This window comes from Sphingomonas albertensis (assembly GCF_014358075.1).
Lineage (GTDB): Bacteria > Pseudomonadota > Alphaproteobacteria > Sphingomonadales > Sphingomonadaceae > Sphingomonas > Sphingomonas albertensis.
In genome coordinates this window covers 88,426-107,991 of record NZ_JACONT010000011.1, presented here as the reverse complement: position 1 = coordinate 107,991, position 19,566 = coordinate 88,426, and the positions used below count along the sequence as shown (strand labels likewise).

Genomic DNA, 19,566 nt, shown 5'->3' with positions numbered 1-19,566 from the left:
GGGCGCGCGGCGCATCATCGTCAGAAGGCGAGGTTGATACCAGTGCTGATACGACGATCGGCCTGGAACCAGCTACGCCCGACCAGCTTGCCGCCGGGATAGCCCCCCATCAGCGTCCGCTGCGTCGCCGCGGTCAGGTTGGTGCCCTGCACGCCGAACGAGAACTGGTCGTTCACCTTGAAGCGGACGCCGGCATCGACCGATCCGTAGTTCCCGCCATAGATCGGCAGCGCGATCTGCGTGGAGGCATCGGGGCCGCCATCCTGATTGTCGGCGACGCCCGGCGCACTGTAATAGGTGTACGTGCCGTTCGTACCGTTGCTGTTCGTCGACAGCAGATACCGCGAGCGCCACGAGTACGCGATCCGCAGCGAGATCGGATTGCGCTCGTAGAGCAGGGTCGCGTTCAGATTGTGCTTCGACAGGCCGACCAGCGGCGCGTCGTTCCTGACCGCACCGGTGATGTCGCGGTAGACGTCGCCGGGGTTGCTGCTCTTGATGAACGTGTAGTTGCCCTCGAACCCGATACCGGCAAGCGCGCCCGGCAGCATATCGAAGAAGAAGCGCCCGCCGACCTCGATGCCCTTGACGTTCGCTGCCTTGGTCGAGTTGCTATAGTCGGTGGCCGACGCGGCGACATTCTCGGTCGTCCCATCGGTGAACTGGACGGTTACCTGGCGGGTCGTCAGCGCATAGATCGGCAGGTTGGTCAGCCGCTTGTAGAACGGCGCGATGTGGAACGACGTGCCCGCACGCCCATAATATTCGAGCGACAGATCGAAATTGTTCGACAGCGTCGGCTTGAGCAAGGGATTGCCGGTGTCCGCAGTAAAGTTGTTGAACGTCCCGATCCCGCCGGGAGTCTGGCTGGGCGTCGTCGCCACGCCGATCGAACCCGAGGCGCGCAGCGCGTTGAAGGTCGGCAGATCCATCGTGATGTTGTAGCCACCGCGCACCTTGATCTTGTCCGTCGGCGCATATTCGAGGTTGATCGACGGCAGGACACGCGTGAAGTCCGCCTTGCCGCCGCGCGCGAGGAAGGTGTTCGCAAGCGTCACCTGAGCGCCATTGCGGATGAAGACGGTCCCGCCATTCTGCTGGATGAACCCGCTGCCCTCGTTCTCGACATGCACGACACGCACGCCGACGTTACCCGAGATGCCGCGTGCGTCGCCCTCGGGGCCGAAGCGCACCAGTGCATAGCCCGCGATGTTCTTGGTGCGGTTCTCGACCTGATCGCCCGGCAGGACGAAGCCGACCGGCCTGATCGCCAGCGTGCCGTCCGGATTGAACTGGCCACCATAGCCGGTGACCGGGAGCGGACCCGAGGCCGAACAATCGAACTCACGACCGGTGCAGAAGCCGGCAGGCGGCGCCGTTACCAGCCCGGTGCGGTTGGCGTTAAACCGGTCCGCCAGACTTTCCGACGCGAACATCAGGTTGCCAGGCAGCGTCGTGTCGCCGCGGAAGAAGTCCTTGAACGCGTGGCTGGCGACGTCGCCCGGCGCGGCGTTGGCGTAGGTTAGCTGCGGGTCGCCGTTCCAGCCGCGGCCGAGCGCGGTCCAGTTATAGCCGTTCGACAGGTCGCGCTCGGTCCGCTTGGCGTAACGGCCACCAACCTTGACCGACCGGAAGAAGCTGTTGTCGAACTTGTATTCGGCATCGAGCTGGCCGGCGTCGAGACGACCCTTGTTCCGTTCGTTGTGCGGCATCGACGCCGTCCAGAAATAATTCGCCGGATCCGCGAACGATGCCTGCGTTGCCGGGCTGACGGTGATCTGCGGCAGGTCGCCGGTCAGGTCCATGCCGAAGCTCTGGCCGAAGCCGATGTCGCGGAAGATGTCGAGACGGTCGTAGATCTGACGTGAATCGACGCGTTGCAGCGAGCCCTTCAGCGACAAATGGCTGTCGACGGGTGTCCAGGCGAACGACAACGAATAATCGCGCGTTCGCGTGTTGCTCTCGACATACCCCTTGTTGCCGCTGCTATTGACCGACCCGCCCGTCGGTTGGAAGCCGCCCGCCAGGCTCGTATCGCGATTGAACAGCGCGCTCGTGCTGGTCAGCAGACCGTTGCTGTCGAACGTGCTGCTCGCCGGATCGACCGCCAGCGTCTGCGAATCGAGCTGCGTGCCGTAATCGCTCGACTGGCTCTTGTAGCGCGACTGGAAGAAGCTGCCGGTGAAGGTCAGCGAGTCGGTCGGCTGCCACTGCGCCGCACCATAGATGCCGTAGCGCCTGTACTGGAATGCCTCGTCGCCATACGCGAAGCCGCTCGGGACGTATTTGCTGCTGCCGTCGCTGAGCGCCGTCTTGAAATAGGGGCTGACGCGGATGAACTGCGATAGCGAACTGAACTGGCTGTAGGCGACGTCGGCGAGCAGGCCGATGCGGCCGATCGGCGTGTCGAACGAATCGGTCACCAGCACCGACCCCATCGGATCAGCCTTGTTCGCCATGTCGCCCATGCTCAGCTCGCCGGTGGCGGCGACATGGAACTTGCCGTTGAAGTCGAACGGCATCTTGGTGCGCAGGTCGATCTGGCCGCCGGTGCCGCCCTCGATCAGGTCGGCGGTCGATGCCTTGTAGACGTCCACCGCCGCCATCAGCTCGGGCGTAACGTCGCTCCACAGGATCGCGCGGCCATTGTTCGCGCTGAAGATCTCGCGACCGTTCAGCCGCGACGCCACGCCGGTCAGGCCGCGCACCTGCACGCCGGAGCCCTGCACGGAATAGTGATCGGGGTCGCCCAGTGCCGCAAAGCGCACGATCGACACGCCCGAGACGCGCTGCAGGACTTCGGTGATCGAGTTGTCGGGCAGCTTGCCTGCGTCGTCTGCGACGACCGAGTCGACGATGGTCTCGCTGCGCCGCTTCCGCTCGTCGGCGGCTTCGAGCGCGGCACGACGGCCGGTGACGACGATATCGCCGCCCGTCTGGTCGGCTTCAGGTTCGCCAGCGCCCTGTCCCGGCGCTGCGGCCAGAGTCGTGTCGGGCGATATCGCCTGCGTCTCGGCTTGCGCCCACGCATTCCCGCTCACGCCAGCGGCAAGCAACGCTACCAGCGAAACGCCTGCCCGCATCGCGACCGCAGCCTTGCGACGATGATCGAAATTAAGATTAGCCATATTCATCACATATCCCCCCCTTGTCGCGCCGCGTCTCGGAGCGCCGCATTCTGCAGAAACGCACCTTATCAGAGTGCTGCTTCGCGCCTCTGTTACCCTTACCATTTTTATAGGACAATTGATTTTTTTCAGCTGTCCCATTCGGCGTGCCGCGACTGCGTCGGCTCCGACCGGAGCAATACGGCGGTGAAAACAGAGAACGAGAAGTACTTGCCGATAGTCAGCTAGACCCGGTTTTCCTCATTAATTTATCGTCATGATTGCCGTGCATCGCCATCGTTCAGTCAGCATAACTGTCCTAACGGCGTTGAGCATTGGATCATCCGCCGCCAAGCCGGACGTACAGTTGCATAGCATAGCCGAACGCGCGCTTCGCCGCAGAGCGCTGGTAGGCAAGGCGGGCGCGCGGTTGTGCTGGTAGGGCTATCATTTTACAACGGTGGTGAAAAAGGGGATACGCAGCATGCATTTCCGGAGCGCACTAGGCGCAATTGCCTTGACGACCTGCTTTACTTGGGCGGGCGCTATTCCAACAATAGCGGTGGCGCAATTTGCCGCTGCGCACCCTATTACGATAGATGTTCGCGGCGAGACAAAGCCGCGAAATCGAATGGCACAGCAGTCGATCGGTTCCGACTATCCCGGCACGCTCATTCGCGACGACAGTTTGGCGCAACTGCGTATTGCCCAGCGGGAATTGAATTTTCGCTATATTCGCTTTCACAACATATTTGCCGACCAGCTAGGGATCTATCGCGAAGTCGGCGGCAAACCCGTCTATGACTGGCGTCGTATAGACTATTTATATGACCAGCTTCTCGGCATGGGTCTCAAGCCGTTCGTGGAACTCGGCTTCACGCCCGATGCCATGAAGCAATCCGATCAGACGATCTTCTATTGGAAGGGGAATACCTCCCATCCCCAGCCGGACAAGTGGACGGCATTGGTCGATGCCTTCGTGCGCCACGCGGTATCGCGATACGGCGCGCAGGAAGTACGCAGCTGGTATTTCGAATTCTGGAACGAGCCCAATCTGGACGGGTTTTGGGAGAAGGCCGACCAACAGGCCTATTTCGAGTATTACGGCCGCACGGCGAGGACCATCAAGGCGATCGATCCCCAGTTGCGGGTCGGTGGTCCCTCGACCGCGGGCGCTGCATGGGTTCCCGAATTCCTCGCTTACGCCAAGAAGAACAGCGTTCCGGTCGATTTCATCACGACGCATACGTACGGCGTGGAGGGCGGCTTTCTCGACGAGAAGGGCGAAGGCGATAACAAGCTGTCGCGCAATCCGGACGCCGTAGTTCAGGACGTTCGCAAGGTGCGTGGCGAGATCGAAGCCGCCGGCCGGTCCGGGCTCCCGCTGTTCTTCACCGAATGGAGCACCAGCTACAATCCCCGCGACCCGATCCATGACGACTATCTCAGCGCGGCGTATATCCTGTCCAAACTTCGCCGGACCGAAGGACTGGCGCAGGGCATGAGCTATTGGACGTATAGCGACCTCTTCGAGGAACCCGGTCCGCAAGCCCGACCATTCGAAGGCGGCTTCGGGTTGATGACCCCGCAAGGCGTGCGAAAGGCCGCATGGTTCGCCTACAAATATCTTGCAGACCTGGGCGATCGCGAACTGCCCACCATGGACGAGCAAAGCATCGCGGCATTGAAGGACGGAACGGTGCAGGTGTTGGCTTGGCGCGAGATGCTGCCAAACCAGCCCGTCAGCAACCGGCCCTTCTTTACCAAGGTCCGTCAACCCGCCCAGACCACGCCGCTCACGCTCGACCTCGCCGGTCTGAAGCCCGGATCATACCAGCTACGGGTGCGGCGCACCGGATTTAAGCAGAACGATGCGTATTCCACCTATCTGGAAATGGGCCGGCCGGCGAAATTGACCGACGAGCAACTGCAACGCCTGCAAAATGCTACGACCGACACGCCGGTGATCAGCACGATCGATGTACCCGCGGGAAAGCCGTATCGCTTGACCCTTCCGATGCGCGAGCAAGACGTGGTGATGGTCGAACTACGCCACCGGTGATCATACTCGGAGGGCGCGGCCTCCATGCCGGTGTTCGGAAACCGTCACGCGGCGAGCGTGGACCGAGCACGCTTTCGTCCTGGGTGCCGCGGCGACCCAGGACGGCCTCGCGCGAGCGGCGTTGCGAGCGGGGCTTGCCGGGACACGCACCCTACGCCGGAGTCATAGCCGCTTCTAAAACCGCAGCGGCCAAGACGAAGGTCCTGCCAACCGCTTGAACTTACTTGTCGCGAACGACGATCTTTGGAAGCGTTTTGATCGGCTCGACCGTGATCGCGCGGAACCACGTCTCGGCGCCTTCCGACTGAAGCTGGATATGACCGTGCGTCAGGGGGCGCCGCGTGCCGTCGGGCGCAATCGTCGCCAGGTCGTGCACTTCGGCAACCGGTACGCCGTTGACGACGTGTACCGCGCGGTCGCCGACGACATACAGGTCGAGCGTGTTCCATTCGCCGATCGGGCGCTCGGCGTCGGTCGCGGCCTCGACGTTCCACGTCGGCGTACCGTTGACGATGTCGATTTCGCGTCCCCCGGCGCGGAAACGAAGATGGGGTTCTATCAGCGACGGATCGAACGTCACGCTGGTGCGCCCACGCAGCTTGCCGCCCACGGCGACGACCATGCCGGTCGATCCGGTCATGATCTCGAACTCGACCGACGGACGCCACGTGCCGAAGACTTCGCCGGCTGCACCGTGGGTATGATACAGCAGGCCGTTGTTGCGAGGCAGGGTGACGCGCGGCGCCCAGGTCTTGGCGCCCCATTTGAACTGCAACCGCAGGTGATAGTCGCGCAGGTCGGCCTGGTTGACCAGACTGCCCCAGGTCTTGCCGTTCACCCAGATAGCCGGCGTACCGTCCACGGAGCGCACGGCGAAATCGCCGCTGGTGTCCCGGCTGGTACCGATCGGCGACGTGCTCGGGTCGGACTTGTACGTGACCGAGGGATCGGCATAGCCCAGCCAGGGCGCCCAGCCCTTCAGGCTGTGCCCGTCGAACAACGCGGTCGGCTTGCCGGTCGGCACCGGTATGTCCGTCAGCGTGAGGCGCTGCGGCGTGGTCGCCGGGGCGCCCGCAATGGCGCGGGCCCGTTCCTTGGACGTCTGCGCGGTCGCGGGGGCGGACAGCACCAGAAGCGCCACCATTGCTCGATCAAACCACATAGACATTCGCCTCTTAACCATCGCTCGACCAGCGATTAGCCATAGCCTAGCGTGTTACCGATACCAGTTGAACGTCCGTCTATGCACGCTCCGGTGATTATCGCGCTCGCATCGATCTCACGCGGCGATTTCACTCCGGCTGACACTACCGCAGGTGCTTGCTCGCGCCGTCCCGCCATTTGGGCTAATGGTCGGGCGGGAGATTGCACGATGCACAAGATGTTAGCGCTGGCCGCACTGTTAACGATGGCGCAGGCGGCGCCCAATCCGCATCTGCCGAAGGCCACTTACGACACCGTCGCCCCCGCGCTTCCCAAGGGGTTGCACGACGCGGTCCTGATCGTTTCGAAGACCAATGGCTGGCGACACATCGAGCATATTCCGCACTCGAACATCGTGCTCGCCGATATCGCGAAGGGCCTGGGCCGTGCGAGCTTCGCCACCGAGAATGCGGCGGTCTTCAACGACGAATATTTGCGACATTTTTCCGTCGTCGTGTTGAACAGTGCCAGCGGCGATTTCCTGACGCGAGATCAACGCGCTGCATTCGCCCGCTTCGTGGCGCGGGGCGGCGGCGTGGTGGCCTTGCATGCTGCTGGCGACGATAGTCACACCGACGCCTGGTATGGCGACACGGTGATCGGCACCAAGTTCATCGGCCATCCGGGCGGGGGCGATCAGTTCCAACCAGCACGGGTCATCGTCGATCGACCGGGCCATCCGGTCATGGCTGGCGTCACGCTGCCCTGGTCGCCGGTGGATGAATGGTATTCGTTCGACGCCAATCCGGCGGCGCGCGGGATGACCGTGCTCGCGCGGATCGACGAGGCCAGTTACCGTCCCGGTGCGAAACTGGCGATGGGGTACCACCCCGTCATCTGGACCAATCCCGCGACGAAAGGCCGCGTTGTCTATTCCGCGCTGGGCCATGCGCCGGAGGCCTATGACGATCCGAACTATCGGCGCATTCTCGTCAATGCGATCCGCTGGGCGGGAAACCGGTAAGGCTCGACCGGACGGACAGACAACTGACGCGCTGAGATACTACGATTACCGTCCAACTCCGCCCCGCTCATGCCGTGTGAAGCTGGCCGAAGAAGCGCGACAACGCGTCGTCGATCGAAGACGCGCCATCCTCGACCCGTCGGGAATCGTTGCGGACCTGCGACGCCATCCCCGCCGCGCCGCGGGTCGCGACCGAGACGTCGGTGACGAGGCGGCCGATCAGCGCGAGATCGGTCGCGGCGCCGGCGACGTTGCGATTGATCGTCTCGCCGCTCTGCGCCTGTTCGCCGATGCTGGAGGCGAGATCGTCGGCGCCGCGCGCCATGTCCTCGACCATCGAGCGGATATGCGTCAGCCCGGCGCACGCGGCTTCGGTGCCGCGTTGCATGCCGGCGATCTGATCGGCGATCGCGCCGGTCGCCTCCGCGGTCTGCGTGGCCAGCATCTTCACTTCGTCCGCGACGACCGCAAACCCCCTGCCCGCCTCGCCGACCCGCGCCGCCTCGATCGCCGCGTTCAGCGCAAGCAGCTTGGTGCGCGCGGCGATCGTACCGATCAGCCCGACGATCGCGCCGATCGCGCGCGCATCGTCCTGGACACCGATCATCGCGGTGGCGAGGTCGGCGGCGCGGTCGGCCGCCTGCGCGCTGAGATCGGCAGTCCGCCGCGTGCTGTCGCTCGACTGGCGGATCGCGTTCATGAACTGGGTCGTGGCCGCCGCGATGTCGGTTGCGCCATCGATCGCCCGCCGCACCGCGACGCCGACGTCGCCGAGTTCGCGCGTCGCACCGGTGGAATGATCTTCCAGCTGACCCGACGTCGCCGACAGCTGCGTAGCCGAACCGCGCAATGCCGCAAGCACGTCGGCGATCTCGTCCTCCAGCGCGGTCGCCGCCTGTCGGACGATCCGATTGCGTTCGGCCTCGGCGTCCTCGGTGATGCCGCGCGCTGTCTCGATCTGACGGTCGCGGGCAACCTCCGCCATCCGCTGACGGGCGTTTTCGGCTTCGAGCCGCGCGCGTTCGGCAACCGACGCGCGAAACACCTCGATCGCGCGCGACATCCGGCCGATCTCGTCGCGCCGGTCGCCATGCGGAGTGCGGCCATCCGCGTTGCCACTGGCGATCACCGCCATCGTTCGCTCGATGTCGAGCAGCGGCCGGACGATCGTGCGCTGGACGATCGCGACGGTTCCCGCAGCCGCCAGCGAGAACAGGAGGATGCTGGCGAGGACGCTGATCGTCACCTCCTGCCGCTCCAGGTCGTGCGCATGGCGGAACAGGTGCGCGACTTCGGCCTCCTGGCCGGCGATCAGCGTGTCCGCGATCGTCGAGGCGATCCGCTCGTTGGGCCGCACGTCGCTGCGAAAGACCGCCCAGGCATGCGTCTGGTTGCCCCGGCTCGCCTCGCCGGCGACGATCGCCAGCCGGTCGAGAACGACGACCTGGCTGCGGATATAGCGGCTGTTAGGGCTCAGCCGCGCGCCCGGATCGCGGACGAGCTGCGCCAGTTGCCGCCGCATCTGCTGCGATCGGGTCGAGAATTTGCCGTGGATGACGCCCAGCGCGCGCGGATCGCGTTCGAGCAGCAGGTTGAGTGCGTCGCGTTGCAGCGAGCGGCTGAGCGAGCGGAGTTCGATCAGGTGGATCCGCACGATCTGGCCCGAATTGGCGGCATCGCGCGCGGTCTGGACACGGCTGCGCGTGCCCAGCCCGATCATGCCGAGCACGCATACCAAGCCGAGCATGATCGCGACCGGCACCATCAGCCGCGCAACCATGCTCCGCGACCATAATCTCGCCGTGCGGTGTGTCATAGCGAGCGCGCTACGGCAGCCGTCTTAACCCTGTGTGACAGTCGACACCTGCTTCAGGACATGGCCGGCGAACGCCGACAAGGCACAGGTTTCGCCGCAATCGGGTATCGTCAGCGCGACGCTGTCCGGCGGCGTCCCTTCCGATAAGGAGATCCGGTGGCGCATCTGGTCGAGGCCCTGCGCGACATAACGGGCGCGGACGACCTGCTGTCCGCTCGCGCCCTCCCGCCAGACCTCGAACACCAGCCCGCCGCCCGGTGCCGCTTCGCCCGCGCCATAGTCGCGCAGTTTCCAGTCGAGCCCGAGCAGCCCCGCGAGCATCGTCACCGTGCCGTCGTGCCCGCTGAGGACGACAATCTTCTCCGCGTCGCCGATTGGGTCGGCCAAGGCGGTCGCGCCGGCACCGCGCTGAAGCGTGGCGAGCAGCCGCATCGCGAGGTAGCTGCTGGTCTGGCGCCCCACCTCCGGCGTGCGGGTGCGCAGGTCGATGCCGGCACCGTGCACGACGAGCGCCTTGCCTATCGTCGCCGCATCGATCCCGCGCCATCCGGGGAAGGCGAGCCCATCGGCATAGGCCATCACCAGGCTCTCGGCGATCCCGGCGACCTGCAAGCTGGGCGATGTCAGGTCCGGTTTGCCGCTGGCGTCGATCCGCATCGCAACGGGCGTATCGCCGAGCCGGCGCTGCACTTTGCTTCGCTCGCCCGCCGAGCATGTGACGCGGCGACACTGCAGCAACAGCGCCTCGAACCGATCGCGATCGGGGCCCTGCCGCGCGTCCCATGCGGCAAGATCGCCGTCGACCCGCGCGGATATCGCCGCCAGCATCCGCTGCGGATCGAGTGGCGCGAGCGGTGTCTGCGGGGCCTCGAACAGCGGATCGGGGGCCGCGGCGGACTGGTGGATCGTCGCCGCGCACCCTGGCGTCAGACCGGTGGCGAGTGCGGTAGCGGTCGCCTCGGTCCGCTGCGTATGGTTCGCCCAGTAATAGACCGCGCAGTCGTTCGCGCCGAGCAGGCCCAGCTGCCGGTAATGCGCGCGATACCAGCCGCCGAGCATCGTCACGAGCGTCGCGCCATTGGCGGTCAGATGGCCCGGCGGCACCGCGAACTTCGGCCACGCGCGGCGGCTGTAGCGGCCGAGTTCCTCCGGGCTCGACATCGCGCTGCGGACGCCGTGGCGCATGACGATGACCACGCGTTCGAGCTTGTCCTGCGGCGGCGGCGACCGTGTGGTCTGCGCGGCAACCGCCCCCATTATGGTCGAGACGGTCAATGCGAAGCCGGCCGCGATCGATCCGATCCGCATCAGAACTTCGCCCTTACGCCGGCCGTGAACGTCCGCCCGTAATCGGTATAGCCCGCGAACTGATTGTCGCGGACATATTGCCACTGGACGCCGCCCGCGACGTTCATCCCCTGCACGACGAAGGTGACGCTCGGCGTGACCTTGTACGACATGTCGAAATCGAGGCTGCCGAATGCGCTGTCGTTATTGGCGGCAAGCCCCGCCCCGCCGACGTCGCGCAGCACGTTGCCGCGCCAGCTGTAGCTGACGCGCGCACCGACGCGTTCCTTTTCGTAGAACGCGGTCAGGTTGAAGCTGTCCTTGGCGACGTCGACCAGCGCGTCGCGGAACGTACCGCCCGTCGCCAGCGCATAGGTGCCGCCGGTCGCGGTGTGCGTGTAGTTCGCCTGCGCGCCGAGGCCGTCGAACGGCGCGGGTAGCATCTTGAACAACTGCTGGTACGCGATCTCCACACCCGCGACATAGGCGTCGCCACCGTTCTTTGGCGCGGTCAGGCGATAGGTCTGTCCGTCGAGGACGAAGTCGCGCGTCTGCTGGAACACGAAGGTCGTGATGTCCTTGTAGAACACGCCGCCGACCAGCGCGCTGCCCGGCGCGAAATACCATTCGACCGTGCCGTCATATTGCCACGCCTCGAACGGCTTCAATTCGGGATTCCCGCCGACCGCGGTGAGGACGGTCGGGCTCGAATTGATCGTCAGGCGCGGGGCAAGATCGGCGAGCGACGGGCGGGTGATCACCTTCGACGCGGCGAAGCGCATCTGCAATTTGGGGGAGACCTCGGCGACCAGATTGAGCGAGGGGAGGAAATTGTCGTAGGTCTTCTCGTAGCTGACCGGCAACGCGACCTTGCCGTCGTCGGCATAGCCCGACGAGGTCTGGCGCGTCCGGGCATAGCGCACGCCGACGTCGCCGCGCACCGCGATGCCGCCGACCGGGAACGCGAAGTCGGCCATGCCGTAGCCCGCGACGATCTCCTCGCCGATCGCATAGCTGTTGCGCAGATCGCCGCGCGCGAGCGGGGCGGCGAGCAAGGCCTCCTTGCCGGTGGCGGTGGCGAGGAACTTGGCGGGATCGGGCATCGCCCAGGTCGTGGGCAGATCGCCCTTGGCACCGTCGAGGAAGTCGTCGACCGGGAACGGCACGAAATAGCTCGCGTCGAAATATTTGCCGGCGATGCCGCTCGTGAAGTTGATATCGCGGCGATTATACGCGCGCGTCCGCTTCTGGTATTTCGCACCGGCGTGCAGTGCGCTGAAGATGCCGGTTAGGTCGCGCGTGATGTCGAGTTTCGCGGCGCGCTCGCGGTCCTTGGAGTCGTTGACGCGGTATTCGATCCGCCGCCCCGGCAGCAGCGCCGGGTTCGACAGGTCGGCGTTCAGCAGCGTCACGTTGGGCAGCCGGTCGCCCGCCTTGGCGAAGTCGAACGTCGTCGCGCCGACCGTCCCGAGCAGGCGGGTGCGATAGATCGGCTCGGGCGTGTTCGAATAGGCCTGGCCGATGCTGCCATCCGCAGCGATCGTCCAGCCATCCGCTTGCCAGCGGGCGTTCGTGCCCACCAGCCAGTTCTTATATTGCAGCACGGACGTCTCGCGACCGATCTGCGTCGTCGAGGCGGTCGTCGTCGCGCCGGTCAGCACACCGTTCTCGATCACCGCGCTGCCCGGTACGATCCCGCGCGGCAGGCCGGCGCCATCCGCCGCCGAATAGGTCAGCTCGTCATAGGCGACGTTCAGCCGGCTCCACAGCCCGTCGACGTTCAGCTCGAACCGGTCGTCCGGCTTCCACTGCACCGCGCCGTTGAGACCGATCCGGTCGCGCTTTTCGCGTTCCAGCGTCGGGCGGATCGCGGTGGGGATCAGGATCGTCGCGCTGTCGAGCGAGCCGTTGCCGTCGGTATCGATCTTGCCGTCCGCCCAGCCGACGCCGGTGATGCGGTCCTGTCGGGTGGTGCGCTCGTCATAGACGGCGGCGATCAGCGCGCCGATCTTGCCGTCGGGGCTCGCCCAGCTCGCCATCCCCGACAGGCGCGGATCGACCGTATCGGCAAGCCGCGGCGAACTGGCGGTGGCGGACAGCGACAGCACCGGCTTCTTCAGGTCGAGCGGGCGGAAGGTGCGCAGGTTGATCGTGCCGCCGATGCCGCCTTCGTCGAGGCTCGCGCGCGGGCTCTTGATCACCTCTACCGCGGACATCAGTTCGGACGGCAGCGTGTCGAAGCGGAACTGGCGGCCGCTCTGGCCGCTGTCGCGGACGTTCTCGTTCACCGCGACCGAGCGGTCGTTGAGCGTGACGACCTGGAAGTTCGCGCCTAGCCCACGGATGCGGACGAAGACGCCTTCGCCCCGATCGCGGACGATCGACACGCCGGGGACGCGCTGGAGCGCCTCGGCGATGTTTTGCGCGGGGAACTTGCCGATGTCCTCGGCCTTGACGACGTCGATGACGTTGGTCGCCTGGCGCTTCTGCGCGAGCGCGGTGGTCAGGCTGCTGGCATAGCCGGTGACGACGATTTCGGCGGCATCGCCCTGTGAGGCTTCGGTCGCCACAGTCTGCGGCGCGGTGTCGACGACCGCACCCGAGACGAGCAGCGCGCCATTGGCCTCGCGACGTACGGTGAGCGGTGTGCCTGCAATCAGGCGCTCGACCGCAGCCTGCGGGGCCATCGTGCCGTTGAGCGCGGGGGCGGTCATCCCGGCGACCGCCGCGGGCGTGAACAGGATGTCGGTGCCGCTCTGGCGGGCGAGCGCTTCGAGCGCCTTGCCGAGCGGCTGCGCGGCGAGATGCACGGTGACGCGCGCCTGTGCAGTGGCGGCGGTGGCGAGAAAGGCGGTCGACAGCGCGGCGCAGGCGGCGCCCAGCACGAACGATCGGCGCAGGCGCCGGCGATTGGTGATCACGGTGTTCATCCCCCCAAGGAAGGCGGCGATGATGCCGCACCTCCTCGACGGGCAAGGATCGATCTACCCCACCCCCACCCACTGCGAATTGCGGCGAAATTTATCCGCCGAGCAGGACCGCGCCCTCGATCGTCCGCACCCGCAGCGCGAGCAGCGCCGCGAGCGACCGGCCGAGCGCGACGTTGTCGCCCATCCGGTACATCCCGCTAACGCGCACTCCGGCGACCGCGGGGTCGGCGATCACCAGCCGCGTCGTGCTATAGCGGTTGGCCTCTTCGGCGACCGTCGCCAGCGTATCGTCGTGGAACGCCGCACGCCCGCTGGTCCAGGCCTGCGTCGCGGCAAGGTCGGGGCGATCGATGCGGCCCTCGCGCAGCCGCTCGCCATCGGTCAGCCGTCGCGCTGCGCCGGTCGTCGCCACCGCCGCGCTGCCCTCGATCGCGGTCAGCGCCACCCGGTCGTCGCGGTCGCGGCGCAGGTCGAACCGTCCGGCCGCCGCGGTCATGTCCCCGGCCCCCACGTCGATCGTGAACGGGGTCGTCAGCGGCGCCACGGTCAGGTCGACCCGGCCGCGCGCGAGCCAGAGCCGCCGCCGTTCGGGGGTTGCGATCACACGCACACGAGTCGCCGCATCGAGCAACAGCGATGAGCCGTCCTGCAATCCGATCCGCCGCTGTTCGCCGATACCCGTTTCGTACGGCGTCGCCGCATAGGCCGCCTGGAACGCAAACGTGCCGCCCGCCGTCGTCGCGGTCAGCGCCACCAGCCCGGCGATCGCCCGGCGCCGCGTCGCCGGCGCCCGCGACGGCGCGGTCCCCGGGACCATGTCCCAAAGATCGGTGGCACGCTCGAACCGCGCGGCATGGTCGGGGTTCGCGGCGAGCCAGCGCCGGAAATCCGCCGCATCGCGCGGCGTCGCGTCGTCGGCATTGAGCCGTGCGATCCAGTCGGCCGCGGTTCGGTTGCTGGCCGCCCGGTTCGCATCGAAGCTGTTCGAGGGACGGCGGCCGGGCATCGCGAAACTTACCAACCCTCCGTCCAATCGGCCAAGAACGTCATCGCCTTGGCCATGTGCTTCTCGACCGCGCCCTGGCTGATGTCCAGCCGCTCGGCAATCTCGCGATACTTATACCCGTCGAGCCGCTGCATCAGGAATATCTCGCGGGTCCTTGGCGTCAGCCGGTCGATACCCTCGCGGACCCGCGCCAGCCGCGCCTTGGCGATCATCACCTCGTCCTGGATCGGTGCGGGATCGCGCAGCCAGTCGATCGCCTCGGCCGGTTCGCACACCCCGCGCACCGCCTCCCGGCGAAACGCGTCGCGCCCCCGGTTGACCGCGGCGTGGACCAGGAACGCCTCGTCGTTGCGCGGCGCGGTCGCCAGCCCCGCCATGCTGACATACGCATCGTGGAGCAGGTCCTCGCCATCCGTGCGCCGCGTCATCCGCTCGACCTGCGCGCGCAACCGCGACCACCCCGCCCAAAGGCGGTTCGTGACGGCATCGGGTTCCGCAAGGTTGGCCAGGGTCATGGCCCATGCGGGTATGGCCACGCCGGTACAGTTTGATGACGTCGCGACGACGGTTACATGACATCGACCGGATCCCGACGATCAGGCAGGCCTCGCGCGCGCCTTGGTCGGGACTGCGGTCAGTGCAGCTTCAGCCGGGGCCGGACGATCTTGTTGACGTGGCCGACGACGATCAGCGCGCTGCCCTTGAGCCAGCCATGGATCGCGACGAGATGCATCCGGTACAGCGACAAATACACGAACCGCGCTAGCCGGCCCTCGACCGCCAGCTTGCCGCCGACGAGGTTGCCCATCAGCGTGCCGACCGTCGAGAACCGGCTGAGCGACACCAGCGACCCGTGATCCTTGTAGACGAAGGCGCGCGGCGGCTTACCGGCCATCATCCGGTTGAGATTGTCGAACACCGCCGACGCCATCTGGTGCGCGGCCTGTGCGCGTGGCGGCACGGGACGATCGCGACCGGGCAGCACGCACGACGCGCAATCGCCCATCGCGAAGACCCGGTCGTCGATCGCGGTCTGGAGCGTCGGGGTCACGACGATCTGTCCGCCGCGCGACAGTTCGAGGCCATCGAGCCCGCCGGGGATCGCCGCCGCCTTCACGCCCGCCGCCCAGACCTGGAGATCGGCGTCGATCCGGTCGCCATTGCCGGTCGTCATGCCGGTGCGGTCCGATGCCGTGACGGGCGTATCGGTGAGGACGCGCACGCCGAGCACCTCGAGTTCGCGCTGCGCCGCCGCCGCCAGCCGCTCGGGGAGCGCGGGCAGGATGCGCGGCCCCGCCTCGATCAGCGTCACGTCGAGGCGGCTGCCGTCGAACACCTCCAGGCCGTAATAGCCGAGTGCCGCAGCGGCGTTGAACAGCTCGGCGGAAAGTTCGACACCCGTCGCGCCGCCGCCGACGATCGCGACGCGGACGCGCGCGTTGCTGGCGGGGTCGGTGGTCATGGTACGCGACACGCGGAGGCACTGGTCGAGCAGGCGGTCGCGGAACCGGTCGGCCTGCGCCCGGCTGTCGAGGAAGGTGCAGTTCTCGGCAACACCGGGCGTGCCGAAATCATTGGTCACCGAGCCGTACGCCAGCACCAGGTAATCGTAGCGGATGGCGTGCGCAGCGATCACCTCGCGACCATCCTCGTCGAGCACCGGCGCGAGATGGACCTGGCGCGCGGTGCGGTCGATCGCGGCGAGCGCGCCGTAGAAGAAGCGATAGCCCCAGCGGTGGCAATGGCTGCGATAGCCGACCTCGTCCATGTTGGCGTCGAGCGAGCCGGTCGCGACCTCGTGCAGCAACGGCTTCCAGATGTGCGTGCGGTTGCGATCGACGACGATGATGTCGTGCCGCTTGCGCCCGTAGCGCGCACCGAGCCGGGTCGCGAGTTCGAGCCCCGCCGCACCGCCGCCGACGATGACGATCTGGATCTTGGCCTTTGGATTATGGGCCGGAGTCTGGACCGGATTTTGGGCCGTCATAGAGCAGTACCTTGGTTGGTCGGACCTCGCACGGGTCCTTTTAGTCGGGGAGCTGTCGGGTCCGCGAACCCGGCTCTCGCCGTATACGACCGCGCCGATCTACTCGGCCGACCGACGCGACTGTATCGGGGCTTGGCGAAGTTTGGCCGCGACGTCTACGCCGACGGCGGTCGCTTTGCGGCAGCCAGTAGCGAAAGGGCGGCTGCCAGCGCCGCCTCGGTGATGGGCTTGGCGACCACCGCGACCGCGGTATCGGCAAAGCGCGCGGCCATCGCTTCCTGCCCGGTGACGAAGGCGCACGGAACACCCTTGGCGGTCAGCCATTCGACCGCGGACGGCCCGCTCGGTCCATCCGCGAGATCGATATCCACCAACGCGCAGTCCATGTCGTCGACCGGCGATTCCGACTGCAAGTCGACGAAGCTGTCCAGCGATCCCGCGAAGACATGGCCCAGATCCTCGATCATCTGTTCGAGATGAAAGGCGATCAGCGGGTTATCCTCGAGACAGAAGACCCGCAATCGCGCGGCCGGGGTACGCGGTTCTACACTCATCTGTGGCCAACGCGGTCGAGCGTCAGGGGTTGCGCGACAAACGCGAGACCCGCCCCGAAACGGTACACCGCAGCCCTTCCGGTGCAAACGTCATCACCGGCTTCATTCCGAACACACTGCCGAGCGCCGCCTTCAGATAGCGCGTGCCATAGCCCGTCCGGGACGGCTCGACGACCGCCGGCCCCCCTTCCTCCGTCCAGGCGATCGCCAGCGTCGCGGGCTCGTCCTCGGACAGGCTCCACGTGAACGATACGCGTCCCTCGGGCGTCGACAGGCCGCCATATTTGATCGCGTTGGTCGCGAGTTCGTGCAGGCACAAGGCGAGCGTCGTGCCCGCCTCGCGGGTCAGCATGATTTCCGGCCCCCCGGTGACGACCCGACTGAGCCCCGGCAGGCGATAAGGCTCGAACGTGAGATCGACGATCGCCGAGATCGAAACCTCTTCGTCGGCGGCGTGGAAGACCGCGGAATGGACCCGCGACAACGCCTCCAGCCGTCCCCGGAAATCGTCGGCGAACTCGGCCAGCGTGTTGGCGCCGCGATGCGTCATCTCGAAGATCGAGGCGACGCTGGCGAGGATGTTCTTCACGCGGTGGTTGAGTTCGCGGCGCAGTTCGATCTCGCGCTCGATATGATCGCGCACGTCGCGCTGCCGCAACCGCGCCAGCATCGCGGACTGGACGCCGCTGATCAGTTCGACCGGCGTGACCGGGCGCTGGTAGAAGAGCTGCCGTGCGCGCGGCCAGACGCGCGCGAGTTCGGTGCGGACGCGGATCTGGTTCGACGTCCGATCCAGCAGCACGACGATCGGCATCTCCGACCAGCTCGGTTGCGACGCCAGGTGGTCGGCGACGTTCTTCAGGATATCCGGCGTCAGCGCTTCGTGCGTCGCGACCAGCACGCCGGGGGACCTCGCCAGATAATCGTGGATCTCCGCGACATCGATGCAGACATCGACCGGGATGTCGTGCTCGACGAACAACTGCTTCAGATAGTCGGCATCACGCCGATAGGGCGCCAGGACCAGCACATGGTCCAGCGTGGTATGATCGATCGGATCGAGTGCGCTCACGATTCCGGAAGAGGATTATACGGCACCACGGAAATCCCGGAGCCCTGGATCATCAGTTCATGGACGAACAGGTCGTGCGGCCCGTGCCGTTTCTTCACCACCGTGATGTTGCGGCGCAGGCGCCCCTCGTGCTCGGCGATCCGCAGCAGCAGCACCGTATCGCCGAGGAAGCTCACATCGACGTCGATCCCGACATTCTGGCCGAGCAGGCCATGCTGCGCGACGATGAGCATGGTCAGCACACCCGAGCGCGCCAGGTATTTCAGCAACGACTGGATATCGCGGACCGCCTTGTCGCGCTGCGGCAGCGAGTTGAGATACCCGGTGAAGCTGTCGATGACGACGACGCGGGTCTTGTCCGTCTTAACGATGCTCTGGACGACCTGCGCGAACTCGCCGGGTGAGATCTCGTTGGGATTGAAGTCCTTGATGACCAGCGCGCCGTCCTTGTGGAACTTGCGCAGGTCCATGCCGAGCCCTTCAGACCGGCGGAAGAACGTCTCGAGCCGCTCCTCGAACAGGAACAGCGCGACGTTCTCGCCGCGCTTCAGCGCCGCGGTCGCATAGAGCGAGGCCATCGTCGACTTGCCGGTGCCGGACTGGCCGATCACCAGCGTCGTTGTGCCCGATTCCTGGCCGCCGCCGAACATCGCATCGAGCGTCTCGACGCCCGATTTGATCAGCTCGGGCTTTTCGACGTCGGACGCGTCGCCGGGGATGATGCGCGGGAATACCACGACGCCCTGCCCTTCGCGGATCGCCATGTCGTGATAGCCGTCGGCGATCGGCACGCCGCGCATCTTGCTGACCTCGATCCGCCGCCGCACCGCGCCGTAATCCTCTAGCGTCTTGTCGAACCGGATCACGCCGTGAGCGATCCCCTCGACCTCTTCGCCGTTCATCGCCTCGCCGTTCTGCGTATCGAGCAGCAGCGCGACGACGTTGCGCTTGGCGAGGAACGCCTTGAAACCGATCAGCTCGCGCCGGAAGCGTGGCGTATCGCCGGTGATCAGGCGGATTTCGAGCAGCGAGTCATAGACCAGGCGGCTCGGCTTGTGCTCCTCGATCGCCTTTTCGATCGCCTGCCGAGTCTCGTCGAGACGCAGTTCGGCGGTCTGGAAGATCGTCTGATCCGCGGCGCCGTTGACCGCGTCGGAGGCCGACAGTTCCTCGACGCGGATCCCGTCCATCGTCCAGCCGTGCGACACCGCGATCGATTCCAGCTCCGCCGCGGTCTGCGACAGGCTGACATAGATGCAGCGTTCGCCGGCCTCGACGCCCGCGCGCAGGAACTGCAACGCCGCCGTCGTCTTGCCCGCACCCGGCGCGCCTTGCAGCATATACAGGTTCGAGGGCGGCAGTCCGCCGCGCAGGATTTCGTCGAGGCCCGCGACACCTGTCGCGACGGGCTTGGCAATTTTACGCTTGGTCACGACGATCTCCGGCAGTCGCGCGCTGACTGCCATAGAATGCCGGGCGCGACCAGTCGGGGTGTGAGCCCGAGTATGGAGTGTCCCCGGCCCCGCGCTCGACGATCACGCCGTCGCTGCTTTTGCTGTGCGGCGCCTGCATGCCATG

The 19,566-nt window shown here is 66.2% G+C and carries 13 protein-coding genes; 2 read left to right on the top strand and 11 right to left on the bottom strand.

The features are described from left to right. Positions 1-20 precede the first annotated feature (20 nt). The gene (locus H8S47_RS07455) at positions 21-3,128 is read right to left on the bottom strand and encodes a TonB-dependent receptor (protein ID WP_187503261.1); all 3,108 of its coding nucleotides are present in this window, start codon (positions 3,126-3,128) and stop codon (positions 21-23) included. 463 nt (positions 3,129-3,591) lie between these two features. Here H8S47_RS07455 and H8S47_RS07450 point away from each other — a divergent pair, with 463 nt between their 5' ends. Then, a complete protein-coding gene (locus H8S47_RS07450) occupies positions 3,592-5,169 on the top strand; it encodes a GH39 family glycosyl hydrolase (protein ID WP_268933025.1) in 1,578 nt (525 codons plus the stop codon). A gap of 220 nt (positions 5,170-5,389) precedes the next feature. Here H8S47_RS07450 and H8S47_RS07445 read toward each other — a convergent pair whose 3' ends face one another. Beyond that, positions 5,390-6,313 carry a 3-keto-disaccharide hydrolase gene (locus tag H8S47_RS07445; RefSeq protein WP_187503259.1) on the bottom strand — a complete coding sequence of 308 codons (924 nt, stop codon included), beginning with the start codon at positions 6,311-6,313 and terminating at the stop codon, positions 5,390-5,392. 99 nt (positions 6,314-6,412) lie between these two features. Here H8S47_RS07445 and H8S47_RS07440 point away from each other — a divergent pair, with 99 nt between their 5' ends. Further along, a complete protein-coding gene (locus H8S47_RS07440) occupies positions 6,413-7,336 on the top strand; it encodes a ThuA domain-containing protein (RefSeq protein ID WP_235982676.1) in 924 nt (307 codons plus the stop codon). 67 nt (positions 7,337-7,403) lie between these two features. Here H8S47_RS07440 and H8S47_RS18820 read toward each other — a convergent pair whose 3' ends face one another. The 9 genes from H8S47_RS18820 to H8S47_RS07395 all read right to left on the bottom strand — a co-directional run bounded on the left by H8S47_RS18820 (position 7,404) and on the right by H8S47_RS07395 (position 19,421). Next, positions 7,404-9,116: a methyl-accepting chemotaxis protein gene (locus H8S47_RS18820; protein ID WP_187503258.1), complete on the bottom strand. Its 1,713-nt coding sequence runs from the start codon at positions 9,114-9,116 to the stop codon at positions 7,404-7,406. 60 nt (positions 9,117-9,176) lie between these two features. After that, entirely contained in the window at positions 9,177-10,460 is a 1,284-nt protein-coding gene (locus H8S47_RS07430; protein WP_187503257.1) for a histidine-type phosphatase, read from the bottom strand. Beyond that, complete coding sequence (locus H8S47_RS07425; protein WP_187503256.1) at positions 10,460-13,369, bottom strand: TonB-dependent receptor; 2,910 nt, start codon at positions 13,367-13,369, stop codon at positions 10,460-10,462. The genes H8S47_RS07430 and H8S47_RS07425 overlap by 1 nt, the downstream gene beginning before the upstream one ends. Before the next feature lie 91 nt (positions 13,370-13,460). Further along, positions 13,461-14,375: a FecR family protein gene (locus H8S47_RS07420; RefSeq protein ID WP_187503255.1), complete on the bottom strand. Its 915-nt coding sequence runs from the start codon at positions 14,373-14,375 to the stop codon at positions 13,461-13,463. 8 nt (positions 14,376-14,383) lie between these two features. Then, positions 14,384-14,890, bottom strand: coding sequence for an RNA polymerase sigma factor (locus H8S47_RS07415; RefSeq protein ID WP_187503254.1), 507 nt, complete (start codon positions 14,888-14,890; stop codon positions 14,384-14,386). A 119-nt stretch (positions 14,891-15,009) separates the two neighbouring features. Further along, a complete protein-coding gene (locus H8S47_RS07410) occupies positions 15,010-16,362 on the bottom strand; it encodes an NAD(P)/FAD-dependent oxidoreductase (RefSeq protein WP_187503253.1) in 1,353 nt (450 codons plus the stop codon). Positions 16,363-16,517: 155 nt separating this feature from the next. Continuing rightward, complete coding sequence (locus tag H8S47_RS07405) at positions 16,518-16,916, bottom strand: response regulator (protein ID WP_187503252.1); 399 nt, start codon at positions 16,914-16,916, stop codon at positions 16,518-16,520. Between the two features lie 22 nt (positions 16,917-16,938). Continuing rightward, a complete protein-coding gene (locus tag H8S47_RS19130; protein WP_214654994.1) occupies positions 16,939-17,988 on the bottom strand; it encodes a sensor histidine kinase in 1,050 nt (349 codons plus the stop codon). Further along, positions 17,985-19,421 carry an ATPase domain-containing protein gene (locus H8S47_RS07395; protein WP_214654993.1) on the bottom strand — a complete coding sequence of 479 codons (1,437 nt, stop codon included), beginning with the start codon at positions 19,419-19,421 and terminating at the stop codon, positions 17,985-17,987. The genes H8S47_RS19130 and H8S47_RS07395 overlap by 4 nt, the downstream gene beginning before the upstream one ends. Positions 19,422-19,566: the final 145 nt, after the last annotated feature.

Bases quoted from the DNA above. Each gene is read 5' to 3' on its own strand.
- H8S47_RS07455 (WP_187503261.1), bottom strand. From the start codon at position 3,128: ATGGCTAATCTTAATTTCGATCATCGTCGCAAGGCTGCGGTCGCGATG.
- H8S47_RS07450 (WP_268933025.1), top strand. From the start codon at position 3,592: ATGCATTTCCGGAGCGCACTAGGCGCAATTGCCTTGACGACCTGCTTT.
- H8S47_RS07445 (WP_187503259.1), bottom strand. From the start codon at position 6,313: ATGGTGGCGCTTCTGGTGCTGTCCGCCCCCGCGACCGCGCAGACGTCC.
- H8S47_RS07440 (WP_235982676.1), top strand. From the start codon at position 6,413: ATGCACGCTCCGGTGATTATCGCGCTCGCATCGATCTCACGCGGCGAT.
- H8S47_RS18820 (WP_187503258.1), bottom strand. From the start codon at position 9,116: ATGGTTGCGCGGCTGATGGTGCCGGTCGCGATCATGCTCGGCTTGGTA.
- H8S47_RS07430 (WP_187503257.1), bottom strand. From the start codon at position 10,460: ATGCGGATCGGATCGATCGCGGCCGGCTTCGCATTGACCGTCTCGACC.
- H8S47_RS07425 (WP_187503256.1), bottom strand. From the start codon at position 13,369: ATGAACACCGTGATCACCAATCGCCGGCGCCTGCGCCGATCGTTCGTG.
- H8S47_RS07420 (WP_187503255.1), bottom strand. From the start codon at position 14,375: ATGCCCGGCCGCCGTCCCTCGAACAGCTTCGATGCGAACCGGGCGGCC.
- H8S47_RS07415 (WP_187503254.1), bottom strand. From the start codon at position 14,890: ATGACCCTGGCCAACCTTGCGGAACCCGATGCCGTCACGAACCGCCTT.
- H8S47_RS07410 (WP_187503253.1), bottom strand. From the start codon at position 16,362: ATGACGGCCCAAAATCCGGTCCAGACTCCGGCCCATAATCCAAAGGCC.
- H8S47_RS07405 (WP_187503252.1), bottom strand. From the start codon at position 16,916: ATGAGTGTAGAACCGCGTACCCCGGCCGCGCGATTGCGGGTCTTCTGT.